This window comes from Gracilibacillus sp. HCP3S3_G5_2 (assembly GCF_052063305.1).
Classification (GTDB): Bacteria; Bacillota; Bacilli; order Bacillales; family Amphibacillaceae; genus Gracilibacillus.
In genome coordinates, this window is sequence record NZ_JBQHXU010000002.1 from 364,391 (window position 1) to 391,382 (window position 26,992).

Here is a 26,992-nt window from a genome sequence, read left to right on the forward strand (position 1 = left end):
TCCCCAAAGAGTTTGGTTCCTTACTTTTGCAACAACAATTGGTCATTCATTGTAAATAAGCTTACTGTCAATACCTTACCACCTTACTGAAATTCAGCTTGTCGCTTCCCAGCTTCTCTCATCCACTCATATTGACGTACCTTTACTTCAAATAGACTCAACGGATCTTGATAGAATTCAGGGTTTTTTCTTTTATTTTCTAGTGATTCTTTACTTATTTCTATCGTTTGGTTTGTTTCCTTTAAGGTGTGACTCAATTCTTCTACTGTGTTAGCAAAAAACATGTTAATATCTCTATCTAATGTTTTTTCAAAATACTCAAACTGTTGCATGAACTCATCGGTAATGGATGTAACAATTTCCCTGTAATCTTTTGTCTCAATGAACTGCTTATATTTCTCCTGCAGCAGGCTCTTATTTTTAGCGAGAGCCCCAAACAGTGTTCCAGTAGCCTTTAATAAATATTGAGATGACGTCGTACGCTTGAAAATTCGTATGTTACCAAGCTCTATATTATATCTTGTCATCCTTTCGACATCTCTTTTCCAATCATCCAGAACTTTAAAATCACAATTTAAGGAGAGTTTTTCCTCACCATACAATTGATTAAAACTATCCCGCATTTCTTGTAGGTATTCTTCCGTTTCACGGAATTTTTGTTCACTAAGAGAAATCCATTCATGGATAGCTGTACGTAAGTTAGGTAAAGCTTCTTCTTTAACAAATTCTGTCACGCGTCTGTTCATTTCATCATTAAGTTCAACGTGAATTTTCTCAATCTCACTATCATCTTTGACAAGCTCCGAACAGTTTTTGAGTATTTCAGGAATTTTCGTGGTTAAACTCTTTCTTAAATCAACCAATACTTCATGATAAGCTTTTTTAATATCGGTCGTATTCTCTTCTTCAAGATCACTTACTTGATATAATGCTCCTTCCAATTTCCCTACCATTTCCTGATTCCAATTCATTTCTTCTATTAACGAATTTTCCAATTCCAGTCTTCGATTATGAAGTAATTGTGTCGAACGTCTCGCATAATGTAATATTTTCGTTTTACGCTCATTCACCATATCATAATCTTTCCTTAACGATTGGATAAACGAGGAAAAAGCCTGTAACTGACTATTTTTTTCTGCAAACGGAGAAAATGTCAGAACTTTTGCATTTGGGAAATATTTATGGATCCAAGTAATACTTTTTTCCGTTATTTCCTGATTCGATCTACCGCTGACTTCGTATAATAAAAAATGTATGGGTGTTTCTGGTGCTCGTTCTCTCATTTTAACAGCCATATCCAACTCATTAAATGTAGGTACAGATTCTACGTTTAAGACATAGAGTACCGCATCTGCCAAATGCAAATATTGGAAAACTTCTTTCTTTGTTTTCCTTTGGTCAGTAAACCCTGGTGTGTCGATAAGTGTAACTTGATTTTCCTGTAAAAAGTCTACTGGCATATGACAGTGGACTAATGTTTGCGGCATTTTTGTACCTTGAATAAAGTCATGTAAGTTAGCTATAGTTCTTTCCTCTTCATCATTCATCACCTTCATTTCGGCTTGGTCTTTATCCTCGAAGATAACGGTTGTTGATGCCGATCCGTCCAGTAAGTCCTCATTAATTATTGTATTAACAAAGTCTTTCTTCCCACTATTAGCTGGTCCAGTTACAAGTAAATGAAAGTCTTCTAAGTCCAGCAACTTGCGAACCGTCCATTCAAATCGATTTCCTAATGTTACTTGATGATTTGCTGCCCATTTTTTCATATTTTCAATAAGACTGTACACTTCTTCTAGATCCATATGCTTCTGTTGTGCATCTCTTAACATGCTTTCTGCCATATTGATAGTGGAATCATCTAAACTAGACGGAAAAACCTCATTCCACGCTATGGCAGCTGAGGACGATTCGAGAATAGTGGATGCTGGAGAGATCTTTAACCAATTAGTTAAATGTGGTGGGATGATATGAGACAACTCTTTTAACAAATACTTACCATTTATTAATTCCTTAAACGTTTCATTATAGAGAAGAGATAAGTCATGCCATATCGTTACTCTGTCTAATTCCATATCAATGAATAACTGATTAATTTCCTTTAACCAATCAAAATAATAATCCGTATATTTATAGCTGTTCCAGAGTGCAACACTTAGGCCTTCGAACCTTGTAGGATTAATGTTAAGTAAAGTCTTTAGTACTTCCCGAAAAGTTGCCGGTGCTAAGCTTTCTGTATAGCCTTGTTCCACATACATTCTTAACGTTTCGAACCAGGATAAATCTTCTGTTCGAATCGCTTCCTTAATAGCTAGTTCCATCGCACTTGTATAGTCCATATTTTCTTCAAAAAATTTCCTTGCAATTTCTGTTACTTCTGGATAATCTGGATTTAACTGAACTGCTTCTTTGATAGAAGCTACTGCTTTTTCAAAATTATCTCTGCGTATGTATAACGCAAATAATTCCAAAAGTACTTCCGTTTTTAAAACATCGGATTCCGTTTCTACTGCTTTGTAATAATCCTCAGCAATTGCAAGCAGATCTAATTGCATATGGGCATCTCCTATATTCTTAAGAGCCCATGGTTTAAGTTCATTTGAAATATGCTCCCATTTATAAATTGCAGCTTCATAGTCATTGTTTAAGAAATATACCTCTCCCTGAGCAAATCGAATATACGTAAGGTCATTTACTTCTTTTTGTTGCTCCGCTAAATACATTTCACCCAATGCCTTGATCGGATGCACATTTACTGTACCGTCGATAAAGGTTTTATAATAGGATTTATGAACAAGTTGTTCTTCTGATATCATTTTTATCCTCCATACTATTTATTAGTTTCATCATCTTTCATGTAATCATGGAAACTACTTTATTAATATATTCATTTATATTCCATACTTTCACATATAAATAATTCGTAAATTAGTTCACTTTTTTTGTAGGTAATGATAAAAAGATTTAATGGACGGAGTGATTATTTATTGCGGGGTATAATCAGGCATAAAAAAATGATGAATGATAACATAAGCATTAATTTTCGAGTTCGTATAACATATTTTATAATTACTTAAGAAGTTACGGTGTATCTCCTCAATCGATTGTTGGTAGATTAGTTGCCATATTTTTAATGATAATCGGTATTGGATTAATAGGCATGTTTACAGGTTCTTTAACTACTTATTTTGTGAGAGGGATTGAATAGAAGAATCCTACATTAGATTTTATTAAATCAGAATTAAATAGATACGATGAACTTAACGAAAGAGAAAAACAGAGAATCATTCTATTGTTAGAAGACCTTAACAATGAATCAGCTATTACCACAAAAGAAAAAAATACCACAACAAGTTAATATTAACAGTAGATACTCACCTGTAGATACTTTTTATTATCAACAAAATCTCTTGTGTTTTCCTTTCAACTGCTCTATTTTCCAAAAAGAATAAATACAATGGATATGGCATCCCTTAACGATCGAACCTCTTCTTCATTATCTAAGATTTTTTTCTTCAACCACCAAAAAATATTTGTACCACTATTCTTTAGACTTTTAGGCGTTTTATCTATATATATATAAAGATAACGAGATCGGCACAAAAACGGCACGAACTCGTTATCTATGATGTGATTATCCTCTTAACGCTTAGGATATCAAAGCTACAACCTCAATTAACCAATAGACCCTTCCATCTCGAACTTGATTAATTGAGGTTAAAATGACATGAAAACCAATCCAAATAACCCCTTAAACCCTTGATATAAAGCGTTTTGGAAATCACTTCAAACTATTCTTATAAACCCAACTTTGCACGAACTTAGAAAGACTCACAATGGGGATTGTGGGTCTTTTTTATTTGCCTTGGGAACAATATATAAACGGTCAAAGAAGAAACACTGTTAGGGATTTTTGTCTCACCAACAACCTATCAAGAAGTAACAATTTGACTATTAACGGTTTTTGTTGTTGTATGGCTTAATTTTCGTTCAATCTGAATGCAGAAAAAAGGCTAGGGTCTTGGTTCAACCCTAGTCTTTTTACTTTGCCTTTAAACTGTTGGTGCAGGTCTTAGATAAGAAATCAATCTAGGATTTGTTAGGGCAAAATCACTGTTGATTCTAGCACGGATTTTGATTTGTCCACGGTTGAAGGCATCCCCTGATTTATCAATATCAATCTGTAAACCACCTTCAGAAAGAATACCTCATGCAATCCTTTGAAGGTCTGCAACAACCCCTTCACCTTCATCAAGCCCACCACCAAGGGAATATAGGTTTCAAGATTGTTCATAAAGTTAGGAGGTGCTATAAATTGCTCTGTTGTATCTGTTAGCAATTCAATATCAGTAGCATCCCCATTGTTAAGAATAAGAGTGTTAGGTTTACCATTAGCACTTCTAATAGCACGCATACCAGCACCAATACTAGCATAATCAATAGCACTAGCATCAATAACATTGATGTTAGGGTCATTTAAGATACCTTCAAAACCTAAAGTTCCCCCACCCTTCAGCATGAAACTTTGAACGGCTTGTGCCATGCTAAATGCCATTTGTTACTGCCATTCCTAAATCAACTGAAGATGATTCAAGCAATCCTAAACTGATTGAAGTCATTGCATATAAAGGTTTAGCCTCTAAACGAACCCCATCAAAAACAGGGTTAGATTCCACAATTAAATCATTTTCAGCCTTGAAAGTAGGAAGGATATCACCCACAACTTTTGGAATCACAAGGGCTTTTGTAGTCATTGGATAAGTTGTAACATTCAACAAGAAATTTGTATCTCTCATTTGGTCAATGAATCCCTGATAAACTTCAGTAGGAACAAGAACCCCTGAAGATGTTGTACTCATTGCCCTTTTAACCATTTCATTTCTTGGTTTTCCTGTTACATAAGCCACAACTAAATCACCGATTGTAACATCAGTATCATTGTTTCCGATTCGTTCTTTTCCTGTATATCCTCGAACCTCTAAAGGATTTTCAGAACGCTTTTTTGCTTTCTTTTTTTCTTCAGGTTGTTTTGTTAATGCTCTTACTTTGCTTTCACGTTCATCCATTTTAGTGATTAAATCCTCTAGGCTTGTATTGTTCTTTTCAAGTTCTGCATCAATTGATTCCGCAGACTTTTGAAGATTTTCAAACTTTGTATTTTCTTCATCCGTAAAAGCACGGTTTTCTTTTTTAGCCGTGTTCAGGATGCCTTTCATTTCGTTCAAATGTTGTTCTCTTTGTTGTGCCTGTTTCAGTAAAGCCATTTGAGTACCAATAAACATTTTTAAAACATTCCCTTCAGTGTAAGATATTTTATTTCGTTCTCGTATAAATCCAAATTAGGATTTTTAATTTCATGATTCTTGATTTCAAGATTCAAGTCAGAATAACGCCTTTCATAGATGCCATTATTTCGGATTTCCACCGAACAACAAGGATAAGCAGGTTTCACAGATAATAAAGACACTTCTTTCAGGTCTAAATCTTCAATGAATCGCCTTTCAATCCCATCAGAACCTTTTTCAAAACGGATTTTCCGTTCAATGAACCCAAAAGACCAACCTTGCAAAAAATTGCCCTGTTTTGCTTTTTCAATAATGGATGAATCCCTGATTTCGGTTTCAGCCTTCAACCCTATTGAATCTTCCATGAGTTTTAGATTTCCTTGGGTTATGGAACCAAGTTTTCTATTTCCATCATGGTTAAAAAGCAATAGAACATCCTTTGCACGGCTTAAAGCACGTTCAAATACTTTTCCTTGATAATCTCTTTAAATCGCCCCTGATTTCAATCAAAATTATGTACCCCCTTTCTATCTTGGATTTTTATATCATCACTATTTTTCGGTAATAGATTTTTGGTTTGGTATTGGTGTTATTAGTTTGCCCAAAAACCTTGATAGATAAGGGTTTTTCATGGTTCACACAATAAAAAAGGGCATAAAAAAAACCCACAAAATGCCCCTTTTGTGAGTTCTTCTTATTGCGGACTTTGAATCAACTTTGTGTACAAAGAATTAGTAATATTATACCCCTGTTGGCTTGGTTTCAATCCTTAAAAAGCCGTTAGACCCGTTAGTTTAATAACTGATTAAATTTGTTTTCGTCTTCTAAATATTCCTGTATAAGTTCTCTTAGTTCATCCTCGTTTTGGATTTCACTTAATTCTTTACCATACCATTCCTGTAGTTTTTCTCTCGTAATTGTATATTGAAGGATATCAGAATTAAATGTTATCCAATCAACATTTTGTACTAATGTAAATAAAAATGTTGCATTGGATATCACCGTTTCCTTGTATTCTTGCTCTGATTCTATCCAATCATAATTTAAGATTATTCCATACGGTTCTTCATTTGTTTTAAGTTCAAAACCGTTTAATTGCTCTGCTCCTAGTAATTGATTAGCAATGTTTCCTACTGCACTGTTATCACCTACAAACGAATCTTTAAATTTAAAAATATCATTCTTTATATTTGTATCATTTGAATTACACCCACTTAAAAAAAGCATTACCAATAGTGAAAAGAACAAAAACTTAATCATTTTTCTCAATCTTTATACCCCTTTCATAAATTACGCACTATATAAATATACCATAAAATCCCCATTATTGACGTTATCACAATTAAAAACCCCTGTTTGGGGTTGAAGTCCAACAGGGGGCAAGATGGATTGAATGAAACTAAAACAATTGAATTGCAAGCACTTGAAATCATTTAGAATTACAATCAATTGAACAAAAAAAGAAAGGAAAGAAACACAGAACCGTTTGCAAGCATTATTATTATTGACTTTTCAGCACTCTTTCATACTATATCAGCCTTGGTTCAGGTACTTTCAGAACCCCTTTTTGGTTGCTCATTTGTTCCACTAAATCAATATATTTTCTTTCATCCTGACAAACTTCTCTAATAAACTCATACACCTTGGTGGGCATCTTTGTTTTTATGTTCTTCAATATAGGATTCTGTTTCAATAATATAATTGATGTTTGCAACCTTATACATTATGTATCGGCATCCTTTCATGAAAGAATATTTATTCATATGATGCCATTCAGAAACTCTTTCAGAACCTTCTGAAGCATAATAAAAAGCATTCCCCCAAGCAAAAGGAATGCTTTTCACCGCAACAACAAGAACATTCAAAGGCAATACCATGAACACCATCATAATTGATTTGGGCATCACTATTTTTTATTATAGGTTGTTGCCAGACTTTCTAACCAATGCTCTGCCATCTTCTTAATCGCATCAGGAATGACAAATTTATATTGATAACCTTTTGTTTCACAATAGAAATCAATCGCCATTAAATATTCGTGTAATGCTTCAGCCGTAAATTCTCGGTGATAGGATGCACCCACAATGGGTTTAATTTTGCACCTAAAAAAGCCGTTTTGAATCGTTTGTAATGTGATAAGCATAACCATTCAGCCGTGATTCTCCTTTCAAAAAAGTATCTCAATTTTTCAGCTTGGTCGGAAAAAGTTCCCTTGTCGCCGTTTGTCCCATTGATGCCCCCCCAACTCAAAAATAGGGGGGATAAATTATAATGGGTTACAAAATTTATTATAAAATCTGCAACAAAATGTAACCTCTTCCCCCTACTCTCCCAAGGGTTTTTACCTTAAAAGTTACAGTTACATTTTTATTTCCAAATTCTATTTACAATTTTATTTTTATCTTTTTATCGGATATCTTTTAACAAAACTAATAAAAGATAAAATAATATTTAAAATCTAAATATATTTTGTAACTTGTAACTTTTTTAATAAAAACCCTAGTGATACCAAGGGTTCGACTGGGTTACATTTTGGTTACATTTGGTTACATTTTATTTAAGAAATGTAACCTTTTATTCCCCCTTCTCTTTTTCTTCTACTTCTTCTTTAGTCAAATATACTCTTGCAGTTTTACCGTTTATTTTTTTAGGATAGATAACTAAACCTAATTCTTTATCCATGGATTCATTAAACAACTTTCTTGAATGTACATTCAAACCATTTTCTTCTGCCCAATTTTGATATTCATCATATGATTCAGGTGCCCTTTTGCCTTCAAAATGGGCAGGTTCAAAATCCTGCAAAAACTCAATGCAATTGTTGTTTATCTGATGATACTTTTCATTGTATTCTTTGACAATTGGGGATTCAGTGAATCCTTCATTTCGGTATAATCTCATATATCCTTCAACAATCAGTTTCATCCAATATTTCAAGGAATCAGGGGTTGTCAATTTGTCAATAAATCTTCTATCCTTCTTGGTGGGTTTTGAAAACATTGGACACCATTGAACCCTTCTTTTGTAGGATTCACCCTTTTCAAAGGATTTCAAAATATGATTGGATGTGAAAATAAGGCTTGTTGTCAATTCAACATCTTTTGACATTTCAAACAGATTTCTTGATGCCATATAATCACATGTTGAAATGTTTTTTAATGCCTTCATTTGCTCGTTATTGATTGCCTCATCCTGCACATCATCCCCAAGATTCACAAGTTTGTTCAGAATGGTTCTAAAATATCTTTCATCTGTTAATTGTTTAATTGACAAACTTGAACATCTTTCATATCCAAGGATTCTCCTGATAATCAACAAAAGTGTTCCTTTGCCGTTCCCACCACAAAGCAAAATGAACTGATTCTTGGAAATCCAAGATTTAAGAAAAATAATGATGGTATTATCTCACACCTTCAATCATTCGAGAAACGATTCAGAACTAAGACTTCAGGGGGTGAATATAGGGGCTTACATGTTTTCAGGCATACTCATGCCACTTTACTCCTTGAATCAGGTGTAAGTGAAATTTATATAGCAAAAAGATTAGGACATAAAGACACAAAAGAATTATGTAGAACATATGGGCATATCACTGGAAAAATTCAAACAGATGAACTTGCAAAATTCACTGCTTACACATCACAAAATCATGTTAAAAATAACTTCAAATAACGTCAAAATAAATTCAACTTTGCACGAACTGAACTTTGCACGTGCAAAAAAAAAGAAAAACCCTTGATATACAAGGGTTAATCATTAGTTATCCGATTGAACCTTCCATTTCGAACTTGATAAGACGGTTCATTTCTACCGCATATTCCATTGGAAGTTCTTTTGTGAATGGTTCGATGAAGCCCATTACGATCATCTCAGTTGCTTCTTCTTCTGAAAGACCACGGCTCATTAGATAGAATAATTGTTCTTCAGATACTTTTGAAACTTTCGCTTCATGCTCTAATGAGATGTTTTCATTTAGGATCTCATTGTAAGGAATGGTATCCGAAGTTGATTTATTATCCATAATTAACGTATCACATTCGATATTGGAACGAGCACCATCTGCTTTACGTCCAAAGTGTACCATACCAAGGTAAGAAACTTTACCACCTTGTTTGGAGATCGATTTAGAAACGATCGTTGAAGACGTGTTAGGTGCTAAATGATGCATTTTGGCACCTGCGTGTTGGTGCTGTCCTTTACCTGCTAATGCGATGGAAAGAGTATTACCACGAGCACCTTCACCTTTTAAGATGATCGCTGGATACTTCATTGTCAGTTTAGAACCGATGTTACCATCGATCCATTCCATTGTTGCATTCGCATCACATGTAGCACGCTTTGTAACTAGGTTATAAACATTGTTTGCCCAGTTTTGAATCGTTGTATAACGACAATACGCATCTTTCTTAACAAAGATTTCTACAACAGCACTGTGTAATGAGTTTGTTGTATAAGTTGGTGCCGTACAACCTTCTACATAGTGTACAGAAGCACCTTCGTCCACGATAATCAATGTACGCTCGAACTGGCCCATGTTTTCAGAATTAATACGGAAATATGCTTGTAATGGTGTTTCAGCTTTTACGCCTTTTGGTACGTAAATAAATGATCCACCAGACCAAACTGCCGTGTTTAGAGCTGCAAATTTATTGTCTGAAGCTGGGATTACTTTTCCAAAATACTCTTTAAATAGGTCTTCATTTTCTTTTAATGCTGTGTCTGTATCTTTAAAGATAATACCCAATTCTTCCAAGTCCTCTTTCAAGTTGTGATATACAACTTCAGATTCGTATTGTGCAGATACACCAGCAAGATATTTTTGCTCTGCTTCAGGGATACCTAATTTATCGAACGTTTGTTTAATTTCTTCTGGCACTTCATCCCACGAACGTTCAGAACGCTCAGATGGTTTAACATAGTACGTGATTTCATCGAAATCTAATTCTGATAAATCGCCACCCCATTGTGGCATTGGTTTCTTATAGAATTGTTCTAGTGCTTTTAAGCGGAATTCCAACATCCATTCTGGTTCTTCTTTCATGCGAGAAATTTCTTCCACTACTTTTTTTGTAAGACCTTTTTCAGTACGGAAAATGGAAACATCTCTGTCATGAAAGCCATATTTATATTCGCCTATTTCAGGTGCTTTTTTAGCCATACTATTACCTCCTATATTAGGATTTCATTGTGCTTATTTTTCTTTGTCAGCTGCGATTGCTTTTTCCATCGCTTTCCATGCCAATGTTGCGCACTTAATTCTTGCTGGGAATTTGGAAACACCTTGTAATGCTTCTATATCCCCAAGATCGAAATCCACCTCTTCTACATCATCACCTAACATCATTTGAGAAAAAATGGCTGACATTTTAAGTGCATCATCCACTTTTTTCCCTTTTATTGCTTGTGTCATCATTGAAGCGGATGACATACTAATTGAACAACCTTCTCCTTCAAATTTAGCCTCTTTTACTTTACCATCTTCCATTTGAAGGTGTAATTCGATACGATCACCGCATGTCGGATTGTTCATATCTATTGTAACAGATTCGTTCTCCAATGTGCCACGGTTACGAGGGTTTTTATAATGATCCATGATAACCTGTCTGTACAATGTATCTAAATTGTCAAATGACATCACCGAAATACTCCTTCGCTCGCTGTATTCCTTTAACTAATCGGTCAACATCACTTTCATCATTATATAGATAAAAGCTGGCCCTTGCTGTAGCTGTTACATCTAACCATTTCATTAAAGGTTGTGCACAGTGGTGTCCTGCCCTTACTGCAATACCCTCTGCATCTAGAACAGTAGCAGTATCATGCGGGTGAACCCCTTCAATATTGAAGGTCACCAAACCACCGCGTTCTTTCGGTCCATAAATGGTCAAACCATTAATTTCTGAAAGTTTTTCCTGTGCATATTTGGTAAGTTGCTTTTCGTGCTCCAAAATATTGTCCATACCAAAATCTGAAAGAAAATCAATCGCTGCACCTAAACCAATCGCTCCGGCGATAATCGGTGTTCCACCTTCAAATTTCCAAGGAAGATCCTTCCATGTGGAGTCGTAAAGGTCAACAAAGTCAATCATTTCCCCACCAAATTCGACTGGCTCCATTTCTTCTAGTAATGCTTTCTTACCGTAAAGAACACCAACTCCAGTTGGCCCGCACATTTTATGACCAGAAAAAGCATAGAAGTCGCAATCTAGGTCTTGCATATCGACTTGCATATGGGGAACGCTTTGTGCACCATCTACAACGATAACTGCTCCATTCTCGTGTGCAATTTGGGCAATTTCCTTAATTGGATTAATGGTTCCTAATACATTGGATACATGTGTTACAGCAACCATCTTCGTATTTTCCGATACAGTGGAACGGACTGCATCAAGTGTGATCGTTCCATCAGCTTCCATCGGAATGTACTTTAATGTTGCACCAGTATATTTCGCTGCTTGTTGCCACGGAATAATATTACTATGATGCTCCATTTCAGTAAGGACAATTTCATCACCTTCTTGCAAAACGTGACGAGCATATCCGTAAGCAACCATATTAAGGGCAGTTGTCGTTCCACGAGTGAAAATCACTTCTTCTGTCGAAATTGCATTAATAAAGCTTTTCACTTTATCGCGGGCACCTTCATATTGGTCCGTTGCTCTCGTACCCAGTGTATGGACACCTCGGTGTACGTTTGAATTATCGCTTCTATAATAAGCTTCCAGTGACTCGATAACAGATATTGGCTTTTGTGATGTTGCCGCTGAATCAAGGTAAACAAGTGGATGCCCGTTTACTTCTTGATTCAGGATTGGAAATTGCTCACGAATAGCGTTAACAGTCATTAGTAGACTTTCCTTTCGATAACCTCTGTCAATTGTTCACGTACTGCTTCGATCGGAATTTCCTTCACTACTGGTGCTAAGAAACCGTGAATTATGAGACGTTCAGCCTCTTGTTGAGAAATACCGCGACTCATTAAATAATATAATTGGATCGGGTCTACACGTCCTACAGAAGCTGCGTGACCTGCTGTTACATCATCTTCATCGATTAGCAGAATTGGGTTCGCATCTCCACGAGCATCTTTGCTTAACATTAATACGCGAGACTCTTGCTCAGCGTTTGATTTAGTAGCTCCGTGTTCGATTTTACCGATTCCGTTAAAGATAGAGGAAGCACTGTCTTTCATTACACCGTGCTGTAAGATAAAACCTTCACTATTTTTGCCAAAGTGAACAATTTTTGCAGTATAGTTTTGAGCTTGATCCCCACGGCCAACAGATACAGTTTTTGCATAAGAATAGGAATTATCACCAATTAGATGTGTGATATTCTCTGATACTGTGTTACCGTCATTCATTTGGCCAAGATTCCACTCAATTTTCGCATCACGGTAAGCAATTCCACGACGGTTAACATAAACTGTCGTACCTGCTGCAAAGTTATCTACAGATCCAAAGTTAATCTTTGCATTATCGTGCGCGATTACTTCTGTTACGATATTGGCTACTGCATGTTCTTCTTTGTTCTGAGAAATATAATTCTCCACATATGTCAAAGAACTGTTTTCTTCAGCAACGACAATTACATGGTTAAAAGTAGCTGCTTCCGGGTTCTCTTGCCAGAAAATCGCTTGTAGTGGCTCTTCTATTTGGACATTTTTAGGTACATATACAAATACGCCACCATTCATTAAAGCTGTGTGTAATGCTGTTAATTTATGTTCATCAATTTGTACAGCATCTTTCATATAATAGCGTCTTACAAGATCACTATGTTCCTGTAATGCTGTTTGAATATCTGTCAATATTACTCCTTTTTCTGCTAATCCAGAAGCAAGTGATTGATAGGCTAAAGATTGGTTTCGTTGGATGACAAGATTCTTATTATGATTATCCATGTCTAAAAACACTTGGATATCTTTAGGTAATTCGTTAAGTGAGTTGATAGACTCCCCATCAACATCATGCTTGTAGTCATCAAATTTCCAACGCTTAATGTTTGTTTTATCCGGTTTTGGCATTTCAAGTCCTTCTGCCAAGTCAAGTGCTTGCAGACGCAACTCTGTCATCCATTCTGGTTCTTTTCTATTTTCTGAAAATGATCGGACATAGTCCTGATCATATGGCAGTTTAGTTTCCACAGTCATACGATACCTCCTAGCTTACGCTTTTTGTCCTACAGTTTCATCTTCAATACCAAGTTCTTGCTTAATCCAGTCATAGCCTTCTGCTTCTAAACGTTGAGCTAGTTCTGGCCCACCAGATTTGACAACACGTCCGTTCATCATTACATGTACTTTGTCTGGTGTGATGTAGTCTAACAAACGTTGATAGTGCGTAATGATTAAGCAACCGAATGACTCATCACGTAGCTTATTAATACCTTTTGAAACTACTTTTAATGCATCAATATCTAAACCAGAATCAATTTCATCAAGGATTCCGATAGCTGGTTTTAGCATCATTAATTGAAGAATTTCGTTACGTTTCTTCTCACCACCAGAGAAACCTTCGTTTAGATAACGTTGAGCCATGTTTTTATCCATTTCTAGATAATCCATCGCTTGGTCCATTTCTTTAATAAATTGCATTAATGGGATTTCGTCCCCTTCTTCACGATGTGCATTAATAGAAGAACGTAGGAAGTCAGAAGTTGTTACACCACTAATTTCACTAGGATATTGCATCGCTAAAAACAGCCCTGCTTGAGCACGCTCATCTACTTCCATTTCTAATACATCTTCACCATCAAGTAGAATTTCGCCTTTTGTAACTTCATATTTAGGGTGACCCATAATAGCAGAAGCTAATGTTGATTTACCTGTACCATTAGGTCCCATTACTGCGTGGAATTCTCCACCTTTAATAGTTAGGTTAACACCTTTTAATATTTCTTGACCTTCTATTTCAACATGAAGATCTTTAATTTCCAAAGTAGAACTTGCCATAGCTACATACCTCCAAAGCTTAATGTTTTGATTTGAAGTGGAATTACATTCATTCTCACTTTATTCTCATTATAATCTTATACTATTTCGAATCTATTATCAACCATTTTCAGCTATTGAAAAACGACTGATTTGATTAATTTCGTCTGCTATTATATCACACTTAACTGCTATTTTTCGATTTATTACGCTGAAAAGCTTAGCCAGCACAATGTTAGACTTCTTCGTCTTAATCAGAATAGTATAATGGAGAGGCAGAATATGTGCCTAATCAATTGAAAACAATAGTATATTTCTAACACAAAAACAACAGTTACTTTTGGAAAAGTAACTGTTGCCTAGTCTATATTGATTTTATTGATTTTCTTCTTAATTCCATTATCTGTGAACTAGTCGTTCTACATCTTGCACAACTTTTTGGCTTTTTTGGTAGCTTTCTTCTCTTTCCTTTTCGACGCTTAATCGTTTGGAAAGTTTGCGACTGTATTCTGCATATCCCATCCCATGCGATTGGTGCATCGCCTTTTCCATTTCTGTTGTATACTGCAGATGTAATTGGTCACTAATAACAAATCAATCCTTTCTTTTTTATGACACTTTTATTGTAACATCTTCTTACATCGTGACCAAATGTAGTGAGAAGAGATTTGCAAAGATACACATCCACTTGTCATGATATATATAATACAGATGAAAGTATGATATATATTTTTACAAATTACTTGATTTTATTGCTAAATGCTCTGTTTTTGTTTCCACCTTTCCAACACATTATGCAATTTCGTTACCGATTCAAAGGCGTACAATCGGTCTAATACTACACCAGCCTTCACTAATAGCAGAGCCGGTACACTTTGAACCTGATTTTGCTTCATAAACTCGGGGAAAAAGGAGGCGTTCATCCTGTAAAAGGACTGCACCTGATCTGCTTCTTCTATTATTGATAGCATTCTTTCCGCCAATTGACATGTAGCGCAAAAAGGTGTGTGTACAAAGATGATCTGAGGTTCCTCATTAACGAACACTTCATTCCAGCTTTCCTTATTTATCTCCATCATTTCATGTCATGTCTCCTTCTAAAATCATAGGTAGTCTGGATTTATCATAATATGGGAGGAAACAAGTGCAACTGCTAACTCAGACTCAGGTGTTGCAGCCACTTCTCGATACGATTTATCGATATATATATGAATCGCATGGGGTAATTCCTTAGATAATTGCTTTCTTAATTTCTTACCTGCACTATCTTCGTCAACTAATATAAAAACATCCCGATAATCCATATTGAACCTTTCAATTAAATTTTCCAAACGCTCCACATTAATGGTGCCATTTGTACAGACAATCTCCACTTCCTCATCCACTAATTTTGCCACTTTTTCTTTATCAGATCTACCTTCTACAATGATTACTTTTATTTCTTGTTTTGACAATTGGCTCACCTACTTCATCAAAGTTCAAATAAAACCAAAAGCTATTAATTTATTGTATGGAAAAACTTAATAAAGTTATGACAGCGGATCGATTAAAAAATATAGCATTCGCTTGATGCGAATGCTACCTGTACCTGGTTGTTACAACTCATTGATCATCTTATCATAATCTTCAGCAGTCAATAGCTTGTCCAGTTCTGCCTGATTACTAGGCTCTACCACAATCATCCATGCTTTTTCATATGGAGATTCATTTACTAATTCTGGATTGTCCTCAAGCTGACTATTTACTTCCACAACTTTTCCTGTTATTGGAGCATATAATTCCGAAACAGTTTTGACTGATTCGGCACTACCGAACGGTTCATCTGTTTTAATTTCATCTCCCACTTCTGGCAGTTCAATAAACACAATATCCCCTAATTCTGATTGGGCATGATCTGTCACACCAATTCTAACCTTATCATCTTCTTTTTTTACCCATTCATGCTCCTTTGAATATAAAAAATTTTCAGGTAAACTCATGATCCTTCCTCCTATATTACTGCATATTTAAATTAGTAAATTATTTCCATGCCTGCTCGAATGCTTCCTCTTTAAAACCTACTGTCACTTGATTTTCACCAACTGTCAGCGGTCGCTTCAATAACATACCATCAGAAGCCAGATACTCCAGCATTTCATCTTCTGTAGCATCTTTCAATTTATCTTTTAACCCTAGTTCACGATACTTCTTTCCGCTTGTGTTAAAGAATTTTTTATATGGTAAACCACTTTTATCTATCATTTTTTTCAATTCTACTTTGCTAGGTGGATTGTCCACGATATGTATAGCTTCGTAATTAATTTGATTTTCATCTAACCATTTTTTAGCCTTTCGACAAGTTCCACACTTCGGATACCAATAAAATTGAACTGTCATGTATAACTCCTCCTACTATTCGTTGTTATTATTTTAACGAAAAAAGCAGAAAAAAAGCAAATGATCTAGTTGGCATATCATGACAAAACAAAACCGAATACTTTTACAAGTATCATGTAAAACTAAAGCTGAGTTGAGTAACTCGATATTGATCATCTAATAAAGGAGGTTGAAAAAATGGACCTACAACAACAGAATAATAACCAGATTATGGCACAACCACCTAAAATGGTAAGCACAAAAGATCATCTGTATTTAACTGACATGTTGTCTTGGAACTTAATTGCCTGTAAAAAAGCACATTTCTTTGCCGAAAATTGTTCTATACCTGAAGTAAAACAAACAATTGAAAAGGCATGTCAAATGCATGAGAAGCATTACAATATGATCTTAGAACATTTAAAAGATAATCAAAAAACTTTGATGTAAGGAGGAAAATATGATGCAACAAATGAATAATCAAAAAGTACAGAACCCCGAACAGCAGATACCTAAATCCCGAGCAATGAATGATCGTGATTTCATGAATGATATGCTAGCTACAGAAAAATATTTATCTCAAGCTTATGGATATGCTTTAAATGAAGCGAGCAACCAGACATTATATCAAGACATACTTCATATTTTTGAGGATACGCAAAATTGCCAGCGCGAACTATATAATATGATGTTTAAAAATGGCTGGTACAGTTTGGAACAAGCTTCACCCCAAGCATGTGAACAAAGCTTCCAGCAATTCCAACAATACAAGCAGCAGCTACCAACTCATTAATTTTTCCTTACACTACGAACATATCCAAAAAAGTTACAATATGCACATGTTTCCGTAAATCAAAAAGTAGAACTTCTTCCAGTGGGGGGGTGTCCCCCGCTAGGAGTAAAAGAAACGTTTAAGCATTACAACGTTACCTCCACTTTGCTATTTTGTTTTATTATTAGCATCATGAAAAAAGAGTGGATATTTAGTTGTGACTATTTAAATTGCAATCTTTCCAGTTTTGACAATTTACAAACCGTAATGGTTACGATAGAATATGTACAGATTGAAAAACGAAGGGGATAACAATGACAAAACCGATTGTAGAAATGAAGAATGTCAATTTTCATTATGGTAATCGACAGGCATTATCAAACATTAATTTTACAATAAATGAAGGAGATTTTATCGGATTGGTAGGACCTAATGGTGGTGGTAAGACAACACTAATCAAGCTACTATTGGAAATGGAAAAGCCAACTACTGGTACGATACATCTCTTTGGCCAGCCGATTCGAAAATTCAAAGAAAAAAGTAAATTAGGCTATGTTTCCCAAAAAGCTAACACTTTTAATCGTGGTTTTCCTGCAACAGTAGAAGAAGTTATTACGATGGGACTAACTGCAAAACTAGGCTATTTCAAGCGATTAACACGTCAGGATAAAAAAAGGATCGAGGAAGCTGTAGAAAAAGTAGGAATGACCAGCTATCTTTCTGAAAATATTGGAGACTTATCTGGAGGACAGCAACAGCGGATTTTTATTGCCAGAGCTCTTGTTAGTGATCCCGAATTATTAATTTTGGATGAGCCTACTGTAGGTGTTGATGCTGAAAATGTAGAAAAGTTTTTTGACTTATTACATGACTTAAACAAGCAAAACATTACTTTATTATTAGTAACCCATGATATTGGAACGATGACGCATCATGCATCAAAGGTTGCGTGCCTAAACAAAACATTACATTTTCACGGAGAACCAAGTGAGTTTAAAACACTTTCCAAAGATGAGTTATCGGATTTTTATGGTCACCCACTAAATCTAGTGACCCATGAGCATTAATGGAGGAACAATTATGTTAATGAATTTATTAGAATATGAGTTTTTAAGGAATACCTTTTTCACTGGAATCATTATCGGTGTTATTGCCCCATTACTTGGTGCCTTTATTGTAGTACGCAGACTATCTTTGATTGCTGATGCATTATCACATGTTACCCTTGCAGGAATTGCGTTTGGTCTGCTATTAGAAAAAAAGACAGGCGCAATGCTGATTACCCCCTTTTATTCTGGGTTAGGATTTTCCATTATAGGATCTTTAATAGTTGAACGATTGCGACGAGTTTATACCGCCTTTCAAGAATTAGCAATCCCTATTATTTTGTCTGGTGGTGTTGGCTTAAGTGTTATATTTATTTCCATCGCTAATGGCTTCAATACAGATTTATATACTTATCTCTTTGGCTCTGTTTCAGCAGTCAGCAGACAGGACCTATATAGTATAATCATAATAGCGATTATCGTATGTGCAGTTATTTTCTTATTATATAAAGAGCTATTTTTACTATCCTTTGACGAGGAGCAAGCAGTGGTGACTGGTATTCATGCGAAACGGATTCATTTTATTTTTATCGTTATAACTGCCTTAGTAATAGCTGCTTCTATTCGTATTGTTGGTGTTCTTTTAGTTTCAGCACTTATGACACTGCCGGTTGCAGCGAGTATTCGTATTGCAAAAGGATTTAAACAAACGATTATTTATGCGATAATATATGGAGAGACAGCTGTTATTTTAGGATTAATATCTGGTTACTATTTGGAAATACCACCTGGTGGTACCATTGTTATGCTACTGATACTTTTATTAATAGCAACCATTATCATGAAAAAGCTAACAGCCATTTTAAAAAATAGAAAACATCGTTTAAAAACGGGGTGAGCGAATGAATACAACTGAGGCGCTTGGTATATTAAAACAAAAGGGCTATAAATATACCGATAAACGTAAGCATATGATTGATTTCTTTGTGGAAGAAAACCGTTATTGTACAGCAAAAGATTTATTGGAGAATATGGAACCAAATTATGAAGGGATAAGCTTTGATACGATTTATCGCAACCTGCATTTATTTCATCAGCTAGGTATATTAGAATCTACTGAATTAAATGGTGAAAAACACTTCCGACTTAAATGCGACCATCACCATCATCATCATTTTATTTGCAAAAACTGTGGTGTGACAAAAGAAATTCACCATTGCCCGATGGAAGAAATATCGGAGGAATTAAAGCAATATATGATAGATGATCATAAGTTCGAAATTTACGGTTTCTGTCCAACATGTCAATGAAAGCCAGGCAATTGAAACTATTTGTGGCTTTAGGCATTGGTGGTGTAATTGGAGCATTACTTCGTTACCTAATAGCAGAAACTGTATCGTTTAGTAATTTCCCAGTTGGTACAACCATCGCTAATTTAATCGGATGCTTTGTATTAGCATATGTTACATTCCATCCACTTATTAAAAATAAGTTGGCACCCTATATATTTACTGCCTTTACAACAGGGCTACTGGGTTCCTTTACTACTTTTTCGACGTTTATTGCTGAAAGCTTACTGCTTATGGACGAGAATGTAGGTAGAATGTTATTTTATCTGGCTATTCAAATTTTCGGTGGTATAGTATTATGTTTCCTTGGTGCAAGGATAGCGATGAGTAAGGAGAAAAAAGTATGAGTTATCTGTTCGTTGGTCTAGGTGGATTTATCGGTGCCATTTTAAGATATATGCTTAGTCTCCAATTGAATACAAGTAAATATTGGCTGCCAGTAGGTACATTGATTGCTAATATAGCTGGCAGCACCCTATTCGCTTTTACCTATTTATTTTATCAAGCGGGTTGGCTATCTCCCTGGACATGGAGCTTTTTAGGTGTAGGAATTTGCGGTGCCTTTACTACCCACTCAACATTTTGTATGGAAGTTTTTAGAATGTTAGAGCAAAAGCAATGGAAAAAAGCGCTCTTTTATCTATTTGGTTCAGTTGGAATCAGTTTTATTACCGTTTTTACTATTTGGAAAGTCATTCCGGTATAATCGTGATCGACCGTTGCTAATATTAGATAAGGATTAAAATATGGTACCCCTTTTCATAAAATTAGATCTTCCACTATTTTCTGTTACTTCTAAAACACTTTCTTCTTCCTCTATTTAGCTTTGTTCCATTTCTTTTTGCTAAACATTTGCCTGTTCCTTTCTCTTCCCCCGTAATATACACTTTCTCATTATTGACCAAAGCTATTATTGAATGATCTCCCTTATATTTTATAGGTATCTAGATTATGTTAGTTATTTTTTACATTCATTTAACATATTCCTGTTGTTCTTTACATTATTTCGACATATGTTTGAAATAAGGAATAGTTCCTAGGGGGGAGACACTTTGAAAATAGCTATCTTTACTGATACCTTTCTTCCAGATGTTAACGGTGTTGCTAAAACATTAGGGCGTTTTACTAAGTATTTGGATCGAACTAACCATTCTTATATTGTAATTTCACCAAAACAAACAAGAAAAGAAATAAGTGCCGGTCAAATCTATCGTCAATCAAGCTTTCCGTTTCCACTTTATAAAGATTGTCGTATCTCTTTACCAAATACTATTCATTTAAAGGAAATCATCAAAAAATTCCAACCTGATATCATCCATGTTGCTACACCATTTTCTATTGGATTAACAGGACTTCACCTTGCAAAAAAATATAATATTCCAGTCGTTGGATCGTACCACACAGATTTTGATCAATATTTAAAATACTATCATTTAACATTGTTATCGAAAGCGCTCTGGCGTTATATGGAGTGGTTTCATCAACCACTTCGTCGTATTCTCGTTCCATCTTCCGTAACATATCAACAACTACAACAAAAAGGTTTCCGCAACTTACAAATATGGCAACGCGGTGTCGATACAACTATTTTTCACCCACATTATTCTATGGAAGAAATCCGCAAGAAATACAAAATAAAAGAACGATATATTTTAAGTTATGTAGGTCGATTAGCACCAGAAAAAAACGTTGAATTACTACCTCATATCGCCAAACAACTTCCAGCTGTATTACAAAAAGATATTCATTGGCTCATTGTAGGTGATGGTCCTTCAAAAACGGATCTTGAGAAAGACTGGCATCAAAATGTAACATATACAGGATTCTTAACACAGCGTGAGGTAGCAAATATTGTTGCTGCCAGCGATATTTTTGTATTTCCATCTGAAACTGAAACATTTGGTAATGTAGTGTTAGAAGCATTGGCGACAGGAACACCAGTTGTTTCGGCGAATGCAGGTGGTGTAAAAAATATTGTCCAAGAAGGTTTTACCGGAAAGTTGTGTGATTGCAATAATATAGATTCATTTATTCAAGCTATTCGTTCGATATTAAGTGATAAAGATTGGCGAGATCAATTGGAACAAAATGCTGTTCGTTATGCTCAAAAGCAACGTTGGGAAGACCGTTTTGAAGAATTAATCATCACTTATCAATTTATATTAGATGAAACAAAAAACAATCAAAAGCATGCTTAATGACAAAGCATGCTTTTTTGGTAGTAATAGTAAAATGCAGTTAAGTCAGGAAAATGCGTTTTTAGCTAATAAAGAAATAACCATATCATCCATCGGTGGATTATGTAGCCCTGCCCTTACATCACGATAATATTGTTCAAACGGCATATTTTTAGATAAGCCGCGCCCTCCAACAATCCGCATGACAAGGTCAACTACTTCGTTTGCGCTATTGGTGGCAACTAGCTTTACAGCACCAAGTTCTTTCATTAATTGTTCACGTTTGTGTGGATATACATCCCATTTCTCTGCAACACTGTACATAAAATGTCGTGCTTGTAATAACTTCAGGTCGATTTCTCCTACTTTATTGCGTACATGCTCTACTTCTGATATTGGTTTATTCAGACTGTTCGGCTGAAATTCTTTGGCAAATTTAATCACATCATTACGTGCTGCAAGAGCAATACCTAAATAGCAGGCAGGAATATGTAATAACCAGCCTTTTGGACCTGGTCTCTTCGGTTTATCACTTACTTCTACTAAATTATCTTTTGGTACTCGTACATTTTCTAGTATTAAGTCATCACTAGCCGTTCCACGCATACCTAAAGTATCCCATGTTTTATCAACATGTAGACCTTCTGTTTCTTTCGGAATCAAAATAGAACCGACGGCATCTCTGTCTTTTACATAAGCTGTTACGATATAATAATCCAGTACTAATGCCATTGTTGCAAAAGTCTTTCTACCATTAACAACATACGCTTCTCTATCCAAAACAGCCGTCGTTTCAGGAATACCTCCGCGTGTCGGACTTCCTGTCGCAGGTTCTGTAGCACAACGGTTCACTAATTTTTGCTGCTCCCCTACTTCTTTTGCAAGATAATCAAACTTTTGCTGCTCCCATAATTTATCTTCACTGAGCTCTTTCATTACTCCTAAATGCCAACCAACTGAAAGAGCGGTCGCACCATCACCTTCTGCTAATTTTTCTTGGACAAGCAAAAATTCATATAAACTTAACGCTTCTCCCCCATATTCTTTTGGTAATGTTAATGATAAATAGTTGGATTGGCGCAAGTCTTTGATATTCTCAACTGGTAAGGTTGCCTCTTTGTCAGCCTGTTGCCTTCTATTTTTTATTTTGACAGCTAATTGCGCTGCTTTTTGGTAAAGCTCTTCATGTCGCTCTGTCTGAAGAAAATTCCTTGATGAATCCATTCATTTACCTCCTTTTGGTGCTTAGTTTGATAATAACGAACTATCATAAATTTTGCCACTAATCTACTCAGACAATAAGCTGTTACCAAGTGTATACTTCACTACCAAATCACACATACTAATCACAATATTTCACCACGAGGTATTTAATAATGAGCAGAAAAAAAAACTTCTATAAGAGAAAAATAAATAATCAATCGAAAAAAGATAGAAAAAGTATTGATGACTTACTCACTGTAATGAAAAACAGTGATGATTTTATGTGTTTAACTTTAGGAAATACTAATAATATTGAACTTTATTATTATAACTCGTTAATTGCGATGGAAAAGATCGAGGTTAATCTTTTTGACAAATTAGATGACGCTAAGATTGATCATCTTCCTGCATTAGAAAATTTACTTCCTTTTTCTGAGACAGAAATAACCTCAGATATGAAAACAATCGAAGAAAAATTACTAAATGGATACATAGCGCTAAAATTTGTTAATAACAATCAAGAAGTACTCCTTATCCCTGCTAAGTTTGCAGTAGATCGGGAAGTAGCTCAGCCTGAAATAGAATTTAGTGTTCTCGGTCCTAAACTTGCTTTCATCGAAGACATGAATACGAACATTAACCTAATTCGTAAAAGAGTAAAACTACCTCAACTACATATAAAAAAACTTCAAGTAGGGAAAATTACAAAAACTGAAATTGCCGTTGTCTATATTGAAGGAGTCGCGAATCAGGATAATGTAGATACAGTTATACAAAGAATTTCAGATGTTGAATATGACCAAATCATGGACAGTTCCTTTATTGCTCAAATGATTTCAGATAATTCACAATCACCTTTTCCTCAATTAATGGATACAGAACGTCCAGATCGAGTGAGTAGTGCTTTAGTAGAAGGGAAAATTGCGGTAGTCGTTGATGGATCACCACATGTTTTAATAGCCCCAACTACGCTAGGAGAATTTTTTGCATCCTATGAAGATTATTTTTTAACATGGCCGATTGCTTCGGCATTTCGAATTATTCGTATCTTTGCGGTGATCTTTTCTGTACTTATTACACCTATGTATGTGGCTGTGTTAACTTACCATTATCACATCGTTCCCGGAGATTTGTTAGGGACATTAGTCTCCTCTAGAAAGGATATTCCCTTCCCTCCAATTATTGAAGTACTCATTCTCGAATTATCGATTGAGTTATTAAGGGAAGCTGGAGCACGACTTCCAACCAAAATCGGCCAAACAATCGGTATTGTTGGTGGTATCGTAATCGGTACAGCAGCAGTAGAAGCAGGACTAACTAGTAATGTATTGCTTATATTAGTAGCTTTAGCAGCATTAGCCTCCTTTACAACACCGATTTACCGGATTGGTAATACGATTCGATTAATTCGCTTTCCTTTTATTATTTTTGCTCAAATGTGGGGGATAGTCGGAATTATTATTGGACTGATGTTTCTTGTTACACACCTATTAAGGTTAACATCATTAGGTCGGCCATTTTTAGAACCATTATATCCTCCACGCTGGAGAGATTTTAAAGATGCTGTCATTCGCTTACCTTTTAACTTACAAGGATCAAGACCTATTATCACAACACCAAAAGATAAAAATCGAGTAAACCTTTCTAGAACAATCCCTAAGCGAGGGAAACGAAAGTAGGTTAATCATGAAACAATTTAAACCGGATCTAACATAGATGCTATCACCCTTTTTGTTATTTTTTATTATCCACGCGACCCAACTTGGTGAAGGTATCTTAAGTTTTGAACGAGACATTGCAAATATCGCTGGATATGATTCTTGGATAAGTATCATTATCACTGGCATCCTTACAACTATTGTAATTGTTATGATCTGGAGAATAATAGGAAATCAGCAGCTTGACTTGATGGATATTCACCAATATCTATTTGGTAACATAATCGGCAAGGTTTTAACATTCATATTCGGGTTATATCTGCTAATTGTTTCCATTATTGTTTTAATTTCTTATATTGAAATTATCCAAATTTGGTTTTTTCCAGATATGTCGATCAAAGTGTTCCTTTCTTTTTTACTCATTCTTATTTTATACGTTAGTCTAGGTGGATTTCGAATTGTGGCCGGTTTTGCATTTTTTAGTTTTTTTATCACTTCTTTTTTAGCATTGTTTAAATTTGGAGGAGTTATTGATGGGCACTTTAGTAATTTACTTCCCCTTTTCAATACTCCGATGAAAGATATTGTAATGGCAGTGGAACCAATGTCTTTTGGTTTTTTAGGCATTGAATTAATTTTAATTTATGCTCCATTTATCCATCGTTTCCCATCTGGATTAAAATGGGCAGTTTCTGGGAATATCTATACAACGCTCGTCTATTTTATTTCTGCTATTATTATTTTTATGTATTATAACGAGCAACAACTTCAATTAATATCCTGGCCAACCCTTCATTTGTGGAAAGTGATTAATATGCCTATTATTGAAAGGTTTGAATATATTGGGATTAGCATGCACTTGTTTGCCATTATAGCAACCAGTTGCTTATATTTCTGGGCAAGCATCCAATGCTTTAACCGACTAACAGCGATATCTTTTCGAAAAACAAGTATCTTTTGTTCATTATTAGCAATAGTGTGTATCTATCTAATAAATAACTTTCTTGTCATCGAGACTATCTCCACCACCATTTCAAGAGTGGGATTTGGTTTATTATTTGGTTATATTCCATTAATATTTATTATCCAGAAAATAGTAGTAGGAGTGAAAAATAAGCATGCGCGCTAATGGTTGTTACCTTATTTTATTATGCTGTTTCATACTAACAGGCTGTGTGAAGACAAAAATACTTGATGATGTTGAATTGATTATGGCATTTGGTTATGATTGGGATCCAACTACTGAAACATACAAAGGGACAGCTGTTGCTCCTATTTTTGGTGTTAGTGAACAATCAGATATGAATCAAAATGTGCAATATACCGGTAATGCTAATACCTTTCAGGATATTAATTCCTATATTCAAACACAAGCACCCTTTCAAGTGGAGGTCGGTAATTTAGCTGATATTTTATTTGGCGAGGAGTTAGCAAAAAAAGGTATCTTTAATATTATCGAAGGTATTAATGAAGACCCGGATCTGGGAAGGGACCTAAATATAGCCTTTGTTCAAGGAGAAGCAGAAGCATTATTGAAAAATGCCACTAACTTGGAATTAACACTTTCTAGATTTATTGAAAAATTGATCGAAAATAATAGTGAAACAAATATTCCCAAAATGAATTTGCATGATTTCAATTATCGTTTAGTCGGGGAGGGAATGGATCCATTTCTCCCGATTCTGAAACTAGGCGATCGTACCGTTGATATAGTAGCTTTAGGCATGATGAAAGATGACAAATTAGTTTATGAAATTCCTTATGAACAATTTTTTATTTTTACGTTATTATATCAAGATTGTAAGGATCACACGTATGAATTTGAATGGAAAGAAAAAAACAAAACGTTAGCAATCAGTTCGATTCGATCAACGAATAGCTTACATTGGAAGTCAAGGAATGAAGTAGTAATAAAGGCTGATATCACGGGAACGTTAAAGGAGTCGAATAATATGTGGATGAAAACTTTTGCTGAAAAAAAAGAATTGGAAGAGGCTGTATCGAAAAAACTGGAGGAGGAAGGTAAGCAATTAGTACAGACTTTTCAAGAATTGGGAATTGATCCACTTATGGTTGGCGCTTCCGCTAAAAGTAATTTTAAAGATTGGAATGTAAAAGAATGGGAAACACAGTATCCAAACATAACGATTTCTCCTTCTGTCGATTTCGAGTTAGATTTAAGTAACATAATTCAATAAAAAGTGTTCATTTATTC

Annotated in this window: 30 protein-coding genes and 1 pseudogene; 13 read left to right on the forward strand and 18 right to left on the reverse strand. The window is 35.2% G+C overall.

Going from position 1 to position 26,992, the window contains the following annotated elements; translation table 11 throughout:
- Nucleotides 1-83: 83 nt before the first annotated feature.
- Nucleotides 84-2,816, reverse strand: coding sequence for a dynamin family protein (locus ACTNEP_RS04280; RefSeq protein WP_441160438.1), 2,733 nt, complete (start codon nt 2,814-2,816; stop codon nt 84-86).
- A gap of 242 nt (nt 2,817-3,058) precedes the next feature.
- On the opposite strand from ACTNEP_RS04280, the gene ACTNEP_RS04285 reads away from it, so the two are divergent.
- Nucleotides 3,059-3,208, forward strand: a complete 150-nt coding sequence (locus ACTNEP_RS04285) for an ion channel (protein ID WP_441160594.1) — start codon at nt 3,059-3,061, stop codon at nt 3,206-3,208.
- A gap of 891 nt (nt 3,209-4,099) precedes the next feature.
- Here ACTNEP_RS04285 and ACTNEP_RS04290 read toward each other — a convergent pair.
- From ACTNEP_RS04290 to ACTNEP_RS04320, 7 genes and pseudogenes are all read right to left on the reverse strand, one after another.
- The gene (locus tag ACTNEP_RS04290; RefSeq protein WP_441160440.1) at nt 4,100-4,543 is read right to left on the reverse strand and encodes a hypothetical protein; all 444 of its coding nucleotides are present in this window, start codon (nt 4,541-4,543) and stop codon (nt 4,100-4,102) included.
- Nucleotide 4,544: 1 nt separating this feature from the next.
- Nucleotides 4,545-5,282, reverse strand: a complete 738-nt coding sequence (locus ACTNEP_RS04295; protein WP_441160442.1) for a phage major capsid protein — start codon at nt 5,280-5,282, stop codon at nt 4,545-4,547.
- A gap of 2 nt (nt 5,283-5,284) precedes the next feature.
- A pseudogene (locus tag ACTNEP_RS04300) lies at nt 5,285-5,740 on the reverse strand (HK97 family phage prohead protease); the annotation flags it as partial.
- Nucleotides 5,741-6,074: 334 nt separating this feature from the next.
- Nucleotides 6,075-6,545: a DUF4825 domain-containing protein gene (locus tag ACTNEP_RS04305; RefSeq protein ID WP_441160596.1), complete on the reverse strand. Its 471-nt coding sequence runs from the start codon at nt 6,543-6,545 to the stop codon at nt 6,075-6,077.
- A gap of 374 nt (nt 6,546-6,919) precedes the next feature.
- A complete protein-coding gene (locus ACTNEP_RS04310; protein ID WP_441160443.1) occupies nt 6,920-7,162 on the reverse strand; it encodes a hypothetical protein in 243 nt (80 codons plus the stop codon).
- A 29-nt stretch (nt 7,163-7,191) separates the two neighbouring features.
- Nucleotides 7,192-7,434: a hypothetical protein gene (locus tag ACTNEP_RS04315; protein ID WP_441160444.1), complete on the reverse strand. Its 243-nt coding sequence runs from the start codon at nt 7,432-7,434 to the stop codon at nt 7,192-7,194.
- 425 nt (nt 7,435-7,859) lie between these two features.
- The gene (locus tag ACTNEP_RS04320; protein WP_441160446.1) at nt 7,860-8,636 is read right to left on the reverse strand and encodes a DUF5906 domain-containing protein; all 777 of its coding nucleotides are present in this window, start codon (nt 8,634-8,636) and stop codon (nt 7,860-7,862) included.
- Between the two features lie 51 nt (nt 8,637-8,687).
- Between ACTNEP_RS04320 and ACTNEP_RS04325 the strand changes: the two genes are divergently transcribed.
- Entirely contained in the window at nt 8,688-8,957 is a 270-nt protein-coding gene (locus tag ACTNEP_RS04325) for a tyrosine-type recombinase/integrase (RefSeq protein ID WP_441160597.1), read from the forward strand.
- 88 nt (nt 8,958-9,045) lie between these two features.
- Here ACTNEP_RS04325 and sufB read toward each other — a convergent pair whose 3' ends face one another.
- From sufB to ACTNEP_RS04370, 9 genes are all read right to left on the reverse strand, one after another.
- Nucleotides 9,046-10,443 (reverse strand): Fe-S cluster assembly protein SufB, encoded by a 1,398-nt coding sequence (gene sufB, locus ACTNEP_RS04330; RefSeq protein WP_441160447.1) that lies wholly within the window; start codon nt 10,441-10,443, stop codon nt 9,046-9,048.
- A 33-nt stretch (nt 10,444-10,476) separates the two neighbouring features.
- Nucleotides 10,477-10,920, reverse strand: coding sequence for a Fe-S cluster assembly sulfur transfer protein SufU (sufU, locus tag ACTNEP_RS04335; RefSeq protein WP_441160449.1), 444 nt, complete (start codon nt 10,918-10,920; stop codon nt 10,477-10,479).
- Nucleotides 10,910-12,130, reverse strand: a complete 1,221-nt coding sequence (locus ACTNEP_RS04340; RefSeq protein ID WP_441160451.1) for a cysteine desulfurase — start codon at nt 12,128-12,130, stop codon at nt 10,910-10,912. The genes sufU and ACTNEP_RS04340 overlap by 11 nt, the downstream gene beginning before the upstream one ends.
- On the reverse strand, nt 12,130-13,437 hold the full coding sequence (gene sufD / locus ACTNEP_RS04345; protein WP_441160453.1) for a Fe-S cluster assembly protein SufD: 1,308 nt from the start codon (nt 13,435-13,437) through the stop codon (nt 12,130-12,132). The genes ACTNEP_RS04340 and sufD overlap by 1 nt, the downstream gene beginning before the upstream one ends.
- Before the next feature lie 15 nt (nt 13,438-13,452).
- Complete coding sequence (gene sufC / locus ACTNEP_RS04350) at nt 13,453-14,238, reverse strand: Fe-S cluster assembly ATPase SufC (protein WP_441160454.1); 786 nt, start codon at nt 14,236-14,238, stop codon at nt 13,453-13,455.
- Nucleotides 14,239-14,972: 734 nt separating this feature from the next.
- Nucleotides 14,973-15,296, reverse strand: a complete 324-nt coding sequence (locus ACTNEP_RS04355) for a thioredoxin family protein (protein WP_441160456.1) — start codon at nt 15,294-15,296, stop codon at nt 14,973-14,975.
- 24 nt (nt 15,297-15,320) lie between these two features.
- The gene (locus ACTNEP_RS04360; protein WP_441160457.1) at nt 15,321-15,671 is read right to left on the reverse strand and encodes a toprim domain-containing protein; all 351 of its coding nucleotides are present in this window, start codon (nt 15,669-15,671) and stop codon (nt 15,321-15,323) included.
- A 141-nt stretch (nt 15,672-15,812) separates the two neighbouring features.
- Nucleotides 15,813-16,196 carry a glycine cleavage system protein GcvH gene (gene gcvH, locus ACTNEP_RS04365; RefSeq protein ID WP_441160458.1) on the reverse strand — a complete coding sequence of 128 codons (384 nt, stop codon included), beginning with the start codon at nt 16,194-16,196 and terminating at the stop codon, nt 15,813-15,815.
- 40 nt (nt 16,197-16,236) lie between these two features.
- On the reverse strand, nt 16,237-16,593 hold the full coding sequence (locus ACTNEP_RS04370; RefSeq protein WP_441160459.1) for an arsenate reductase family protein: 357 nt from the start codon (nt 16,591-16,593) through the stop codon (nt 16,237-16,239).
- 177 nt (nt 16,594-16,770) lie between these two features.
- Between ACTNEP_RS04370 and ACTNEP_RS04375 the strand changes: the two genes are divergently transcribed.
- From ACTNEP_RS04375 to ACTNEP_RS04410, 8 genes are all read left to right on the forward strand, one after another.
- Nucleotides 16,771-17,022, forward strand: a complete 252-nt coding sequence (locus ACTNEP_RS04375) for a hypothetical protein (RefSeq protein ID WP_441160461.1) — start codon at nt 16,771-16,773, stop codon at nt 17,020-17,022.
- Nucleotides 17,023-17,044: 22 nt separating this feature from the next.
- Nucleotides 17,045-17,365 carry a spore coat protein gene (locus tag ACTNEP_RS04380; RefSeq protein ID WP_441160598.1) on the forward strand — a complete coding sequence of 107 codons (321 nt, stop codon included), beginning with the start codon at nt 17,045-17,047 and terminating at the stop codon, nt 17,363-17,365.
- Nucleotides 17,366-17,658: 293 nt separating this feature from the next.
- Nucleotides 17,659-18,411 carry a metal ABC transporter ATP-binding protein gene (locus ACTNEP_RS04385; RefSeq protein ID WP_441160462.1) on the forward strand — a complete coding sequence of 251 codons (753 nt, stop codon included), beginning with the start codon at nt 17,659-17,661 and terminating at the stop codon, nt 18,409-18,411.
- A 13-nt stretch (nt 18,412-18,424) separates the two neighbouring features.
- Nucleotides 18,425-19,288: a metal ABC transporter permease gene (locus ACTNEP_RS04390; RefSeq protein ID WP_441160463.1), complete on the forward strand. Its 864-nt coding sequence runs from the start codon at nt 18,425-18,427 to the stop codon at nt 19,286-19,288.
- A gap of 4 nt (nt 19,289-19,292) precedes the next feature.
- A complete protein-coding gene (locus tag ACTNEP_RS04395) occupies nt 19,293-19,700 on the forward strand; it encodes a Fur family transcriptional regulator (RefSeq protein ID WP_441160464.1) in 408 nt (135 codons plus the stop codon).
- Nucleotides 19,691-20,086, forward strand: a complete 396-nt coding sequence (locus ACTNEP_RS04400) for a fluoride efflux transporter FluC (protein WP_441160465.1) — start codon at nt 19,691-19,693, stop codon at nt 20,084-20,086. The genes ACTNEP_RS04395 and ACTNEP_RS04400 overlap by 10 nt, the downstream gene beginning before the upstream one ends.
- Nucleotides 20,083-20,445: a fluoride efflux transporter CrcB gene (gene crcB / locus ACTNEP_RS04405; RefSeq protein ID WP_441160467.1), complete on the forward strand. Its 363-nt coding sequence runs from the start codon at nt 20,083-20,085 to the stop codon at nt 20,443-20,445. Before ACTNEP_RS04400 ends, crcB begins: the two co-directional genes overlap by 4 nt.
- Nucleotides 20,446-20,791: 346 nt before the next feature.
- Entirely contained in the window at nt 20,792-21,937 is a 1,146-nt protein-coding gene (locus ACTNEP_RS04410; protein ID WP_441160468.1) for a glycosyltransferase family 4 protein, read from the forward strand.
- Nucleotides 21,938-21,982: 45 nt separating this feature from the next.
- On the opposite strand, the gene ACTNEP_RS04415 is transcribed toward ACTNEP_RS04410, so the two are convergent.
- Complete coding sequence (locus ACTNEP_RS04415) at nt 21,983-23,140, reverse strand: acyl-CoA dehydrogenase family protein (protein ID WP_441160470.1); 1,158 nt, start codon at nt 23,138-23,140, stop codon at nt 21,983-21,985.
- 152 nt (nt 23,141-23,292) lie between these two features.
- On the opposite strand from ACTNEP_RS04415, the gene ACTNEP_RS04420 reads away from it, so the two are divergent.
- From ACTNEP_RS04420 to ACTNEP_RS04430, 3 genes are read left to right on the forward strand one after another with little or no spacing between them, the layout of a single operon-like run.
- Nucleotides 23,293-24,798: a spore germination protein gene (locus ACTNEP_RS04420; protein ID WP_441160471.1), complete on the forward strand. Its 1,506-nt coding sequence runs from the start codon at nt 23,293-23,295 to the stop codon at nt 24,796-24,798.
- Between the two features lie 37 nt (nt 24,799-24,835).
- Nucleotides 24,836-25,906, forward strand: coding sequence for a GerAB/ArcD/ProY family transporter (locus ACTNEP_RS04425; RefSeq protein ID WP_441160472.1), 1,071 nt, complete (start codon nt 24,836-24,838; stop codon nt 25,904-25,906).
- Nucleotides 25,896-26,975 (forward strand): Ger(x)C family spore germination protein, encoded by a 1,080-nt coding sequence (locus ACTNEP_RS04430; protein ID WP_441160474.1) that lies wholly within the window; start codon nt 25,896-25,898, stop codon nt 26,973-26,975. Before ACTNEP_RS04425 ends, ACTNEP_RS04430 begins: the two co-directional genes overlap by 11 nt.
- Nucleotides 26,976-26,992 lie beyond the last annotated feature (17 nt).

Bases quoted from the DNA above. Each gene is read 5' to 3' on its own strand.
- crcB (WP_441160467.1), top strand. From the start codon at position 20,083: ATGAGTTATCTGTTCGTTGGTCTAGGTGGATTTATCGGTGCCATTTTA.
- ACTNEP_RS04420 (WP_441160471.1), top strand. From the start codon at position 23,293: ATGAGCAGAAAAAAAAACTTCTATAAGAGAAAAATAAATAATCAATCG.
- sufU (WP_441160449.1), bottom strand. From the start codon at position 10,920: ATGTCATTTGACAATTTAGATACATTGTACAGACAGGTTATCATGGAT.
- sufC (WP_441160454.1), bottom strand. From the start codon at position 14,238: ATGGCAAGTTCTACTTTGGAAATTAAAGATCTTCATGTTGAAATAGAA.
- ACTNEP_RS04315 (WP_441160444.1), bottom strand. From the start codon at position 7,434: ATGGTTATGCTTATCACATTACAAACGATTCAAAACGGCTTTTTTAGG.
- ACTNEP_RS04280 (WP_441160438.1), bottom strand. From the start codon at position 2,816: ATGATATCAGAAGAACAACTTGTTCATAAATCCTATTATAAAACCTTT.
- ACTNEP_RS04390 (WP_441160463.1), top strand. From the start codon at position 18,425: ATGTTAATGAATTTATTAGAATATGAGTTTTTAAGGAATACCTTTTTC.
- sufD (WP_441160453.1), bottom strand. From the start codon at position 13,437: ATGACTGTGGAAACTAAACTGCCATATGATCAGGACTATGTCCGATCA.
- ACTNEP_RS04400 (WP_441160465.1), top strand. From the start codon at position 19,691: ATGTCAATGAAAGCCAGGCAATTGAAACTATTTGTGGCTTTAGGCATT.
- ACTNEP_RS04375 (WP_441160461.1), top strand. From the start codon at position 16,771: ATGGACCTACAACAACAGAATAATAACCAGATTATGGCACAACCACCT.
- gcvH (WP_441160458.1), bottom strand. From the start codon at position 16,196: ATGAGTTTACCTGAAAATTTTTTATATTCAAAGGAGCATGAATGGGTA.
- ACTNEP_RS04380 (WP_441160598.1), top strand. From the start codon at position 17,045: ATGAATAATCAAAAAGTACAGAACCCCGAACAGCAGATACCTAAATCC.
- ACTNEP_RS04355 (WP_441160456.1), bottom strand. From the start codon at position 15,296: ATGATGGAGATAAATAAGGAAAGCTGGAATGAAGTGTTCGTTAATGAG.
- ACTNEP_RS04415 (WP_441160470.1), bottom strand. From the start codon at position 23,140: ATGGATTCATCAAGGAATTTTCTTCAGACAGAGCGACATGAAGAGCTT.
- ACTNEP_RS04430 (WP_441160474.1), top strand. From the start codon at position 25,896: ATGCGCGCTAATGGTTGTTACCTTATTTTATTATGCTGTTTCATACTA.
- ACTNEP_RS04310 (WP_441160443.1), bottom strand. From the start codon at position 7,162: ATGGTATTGCCTTTGAATGTTCTTGTTGTTGCGGTGAAAAGCATTCCT.
- ACTNEP_RS04290 (WP_441160440.1), bottom strand. From the start codon at position 4,543: ATGGCACAAGCCGTTCAAAGTTTCATGCTGAAGGGTGGGGGAACTTTA.
- ACTNEP_RS04395 (WP_441160464.1), top strand. From the start codon at position 19,293: ATGAATACAACTGAGGCGCTTGGTATATTAAAACAAAAGGGCTATAAA.
- ACTNEP_RS04425 (WP_441160472.1), top strand. From the start codon at position 24,836: ATGCTATCACCCTTTTTGTTATTTTTTATTATCCACGCGACCCAACTT.
- ACTNEP_RS04295 (WP_441160442.1), bottom strand. From the start codon at position 5,282: ATGTTTATTGGTACTCAAATGGCTTTACTGAAACAGGCACAACAAAGA.
- ACTNEP_RS04370 (WP_441160459.1), bottom strand. From the start codon at position 16,593: ATGACAGTTCAATTTTATTGGTATCCGAAGTGTGGAACTTGTCGAAAG.
- sufB (WP_441160447.1), bottom strand. From the start codon at position 10,443: ATGGCTAAAAAAGCACCTGAAATAGGCGAATATAAATATGGCTTTCAT.
- ACTNEP_RS04340 (WP_441160451.1), bottom strand. From the start codon at position 12,130: ATGACTGTTAACGCTATTCGTGAGCAATTTCCAATCCTGAATCAAGAA.
- ACTNEP_RS04305 (WP_441160596.1), bottom strand. From the start codon at position 6,545: ATGATTAAGTTTTTGTTCTTTTCACTATTGGTAATGCTTTTTTTAAGT.
- ACTNEP_RS04385 (WP_441160462.1), top strand. From the start codon at position 17,659: ATGACAAAACCGATTGTAGAAATGAAGAATGTCAATTTTCATTATGGT.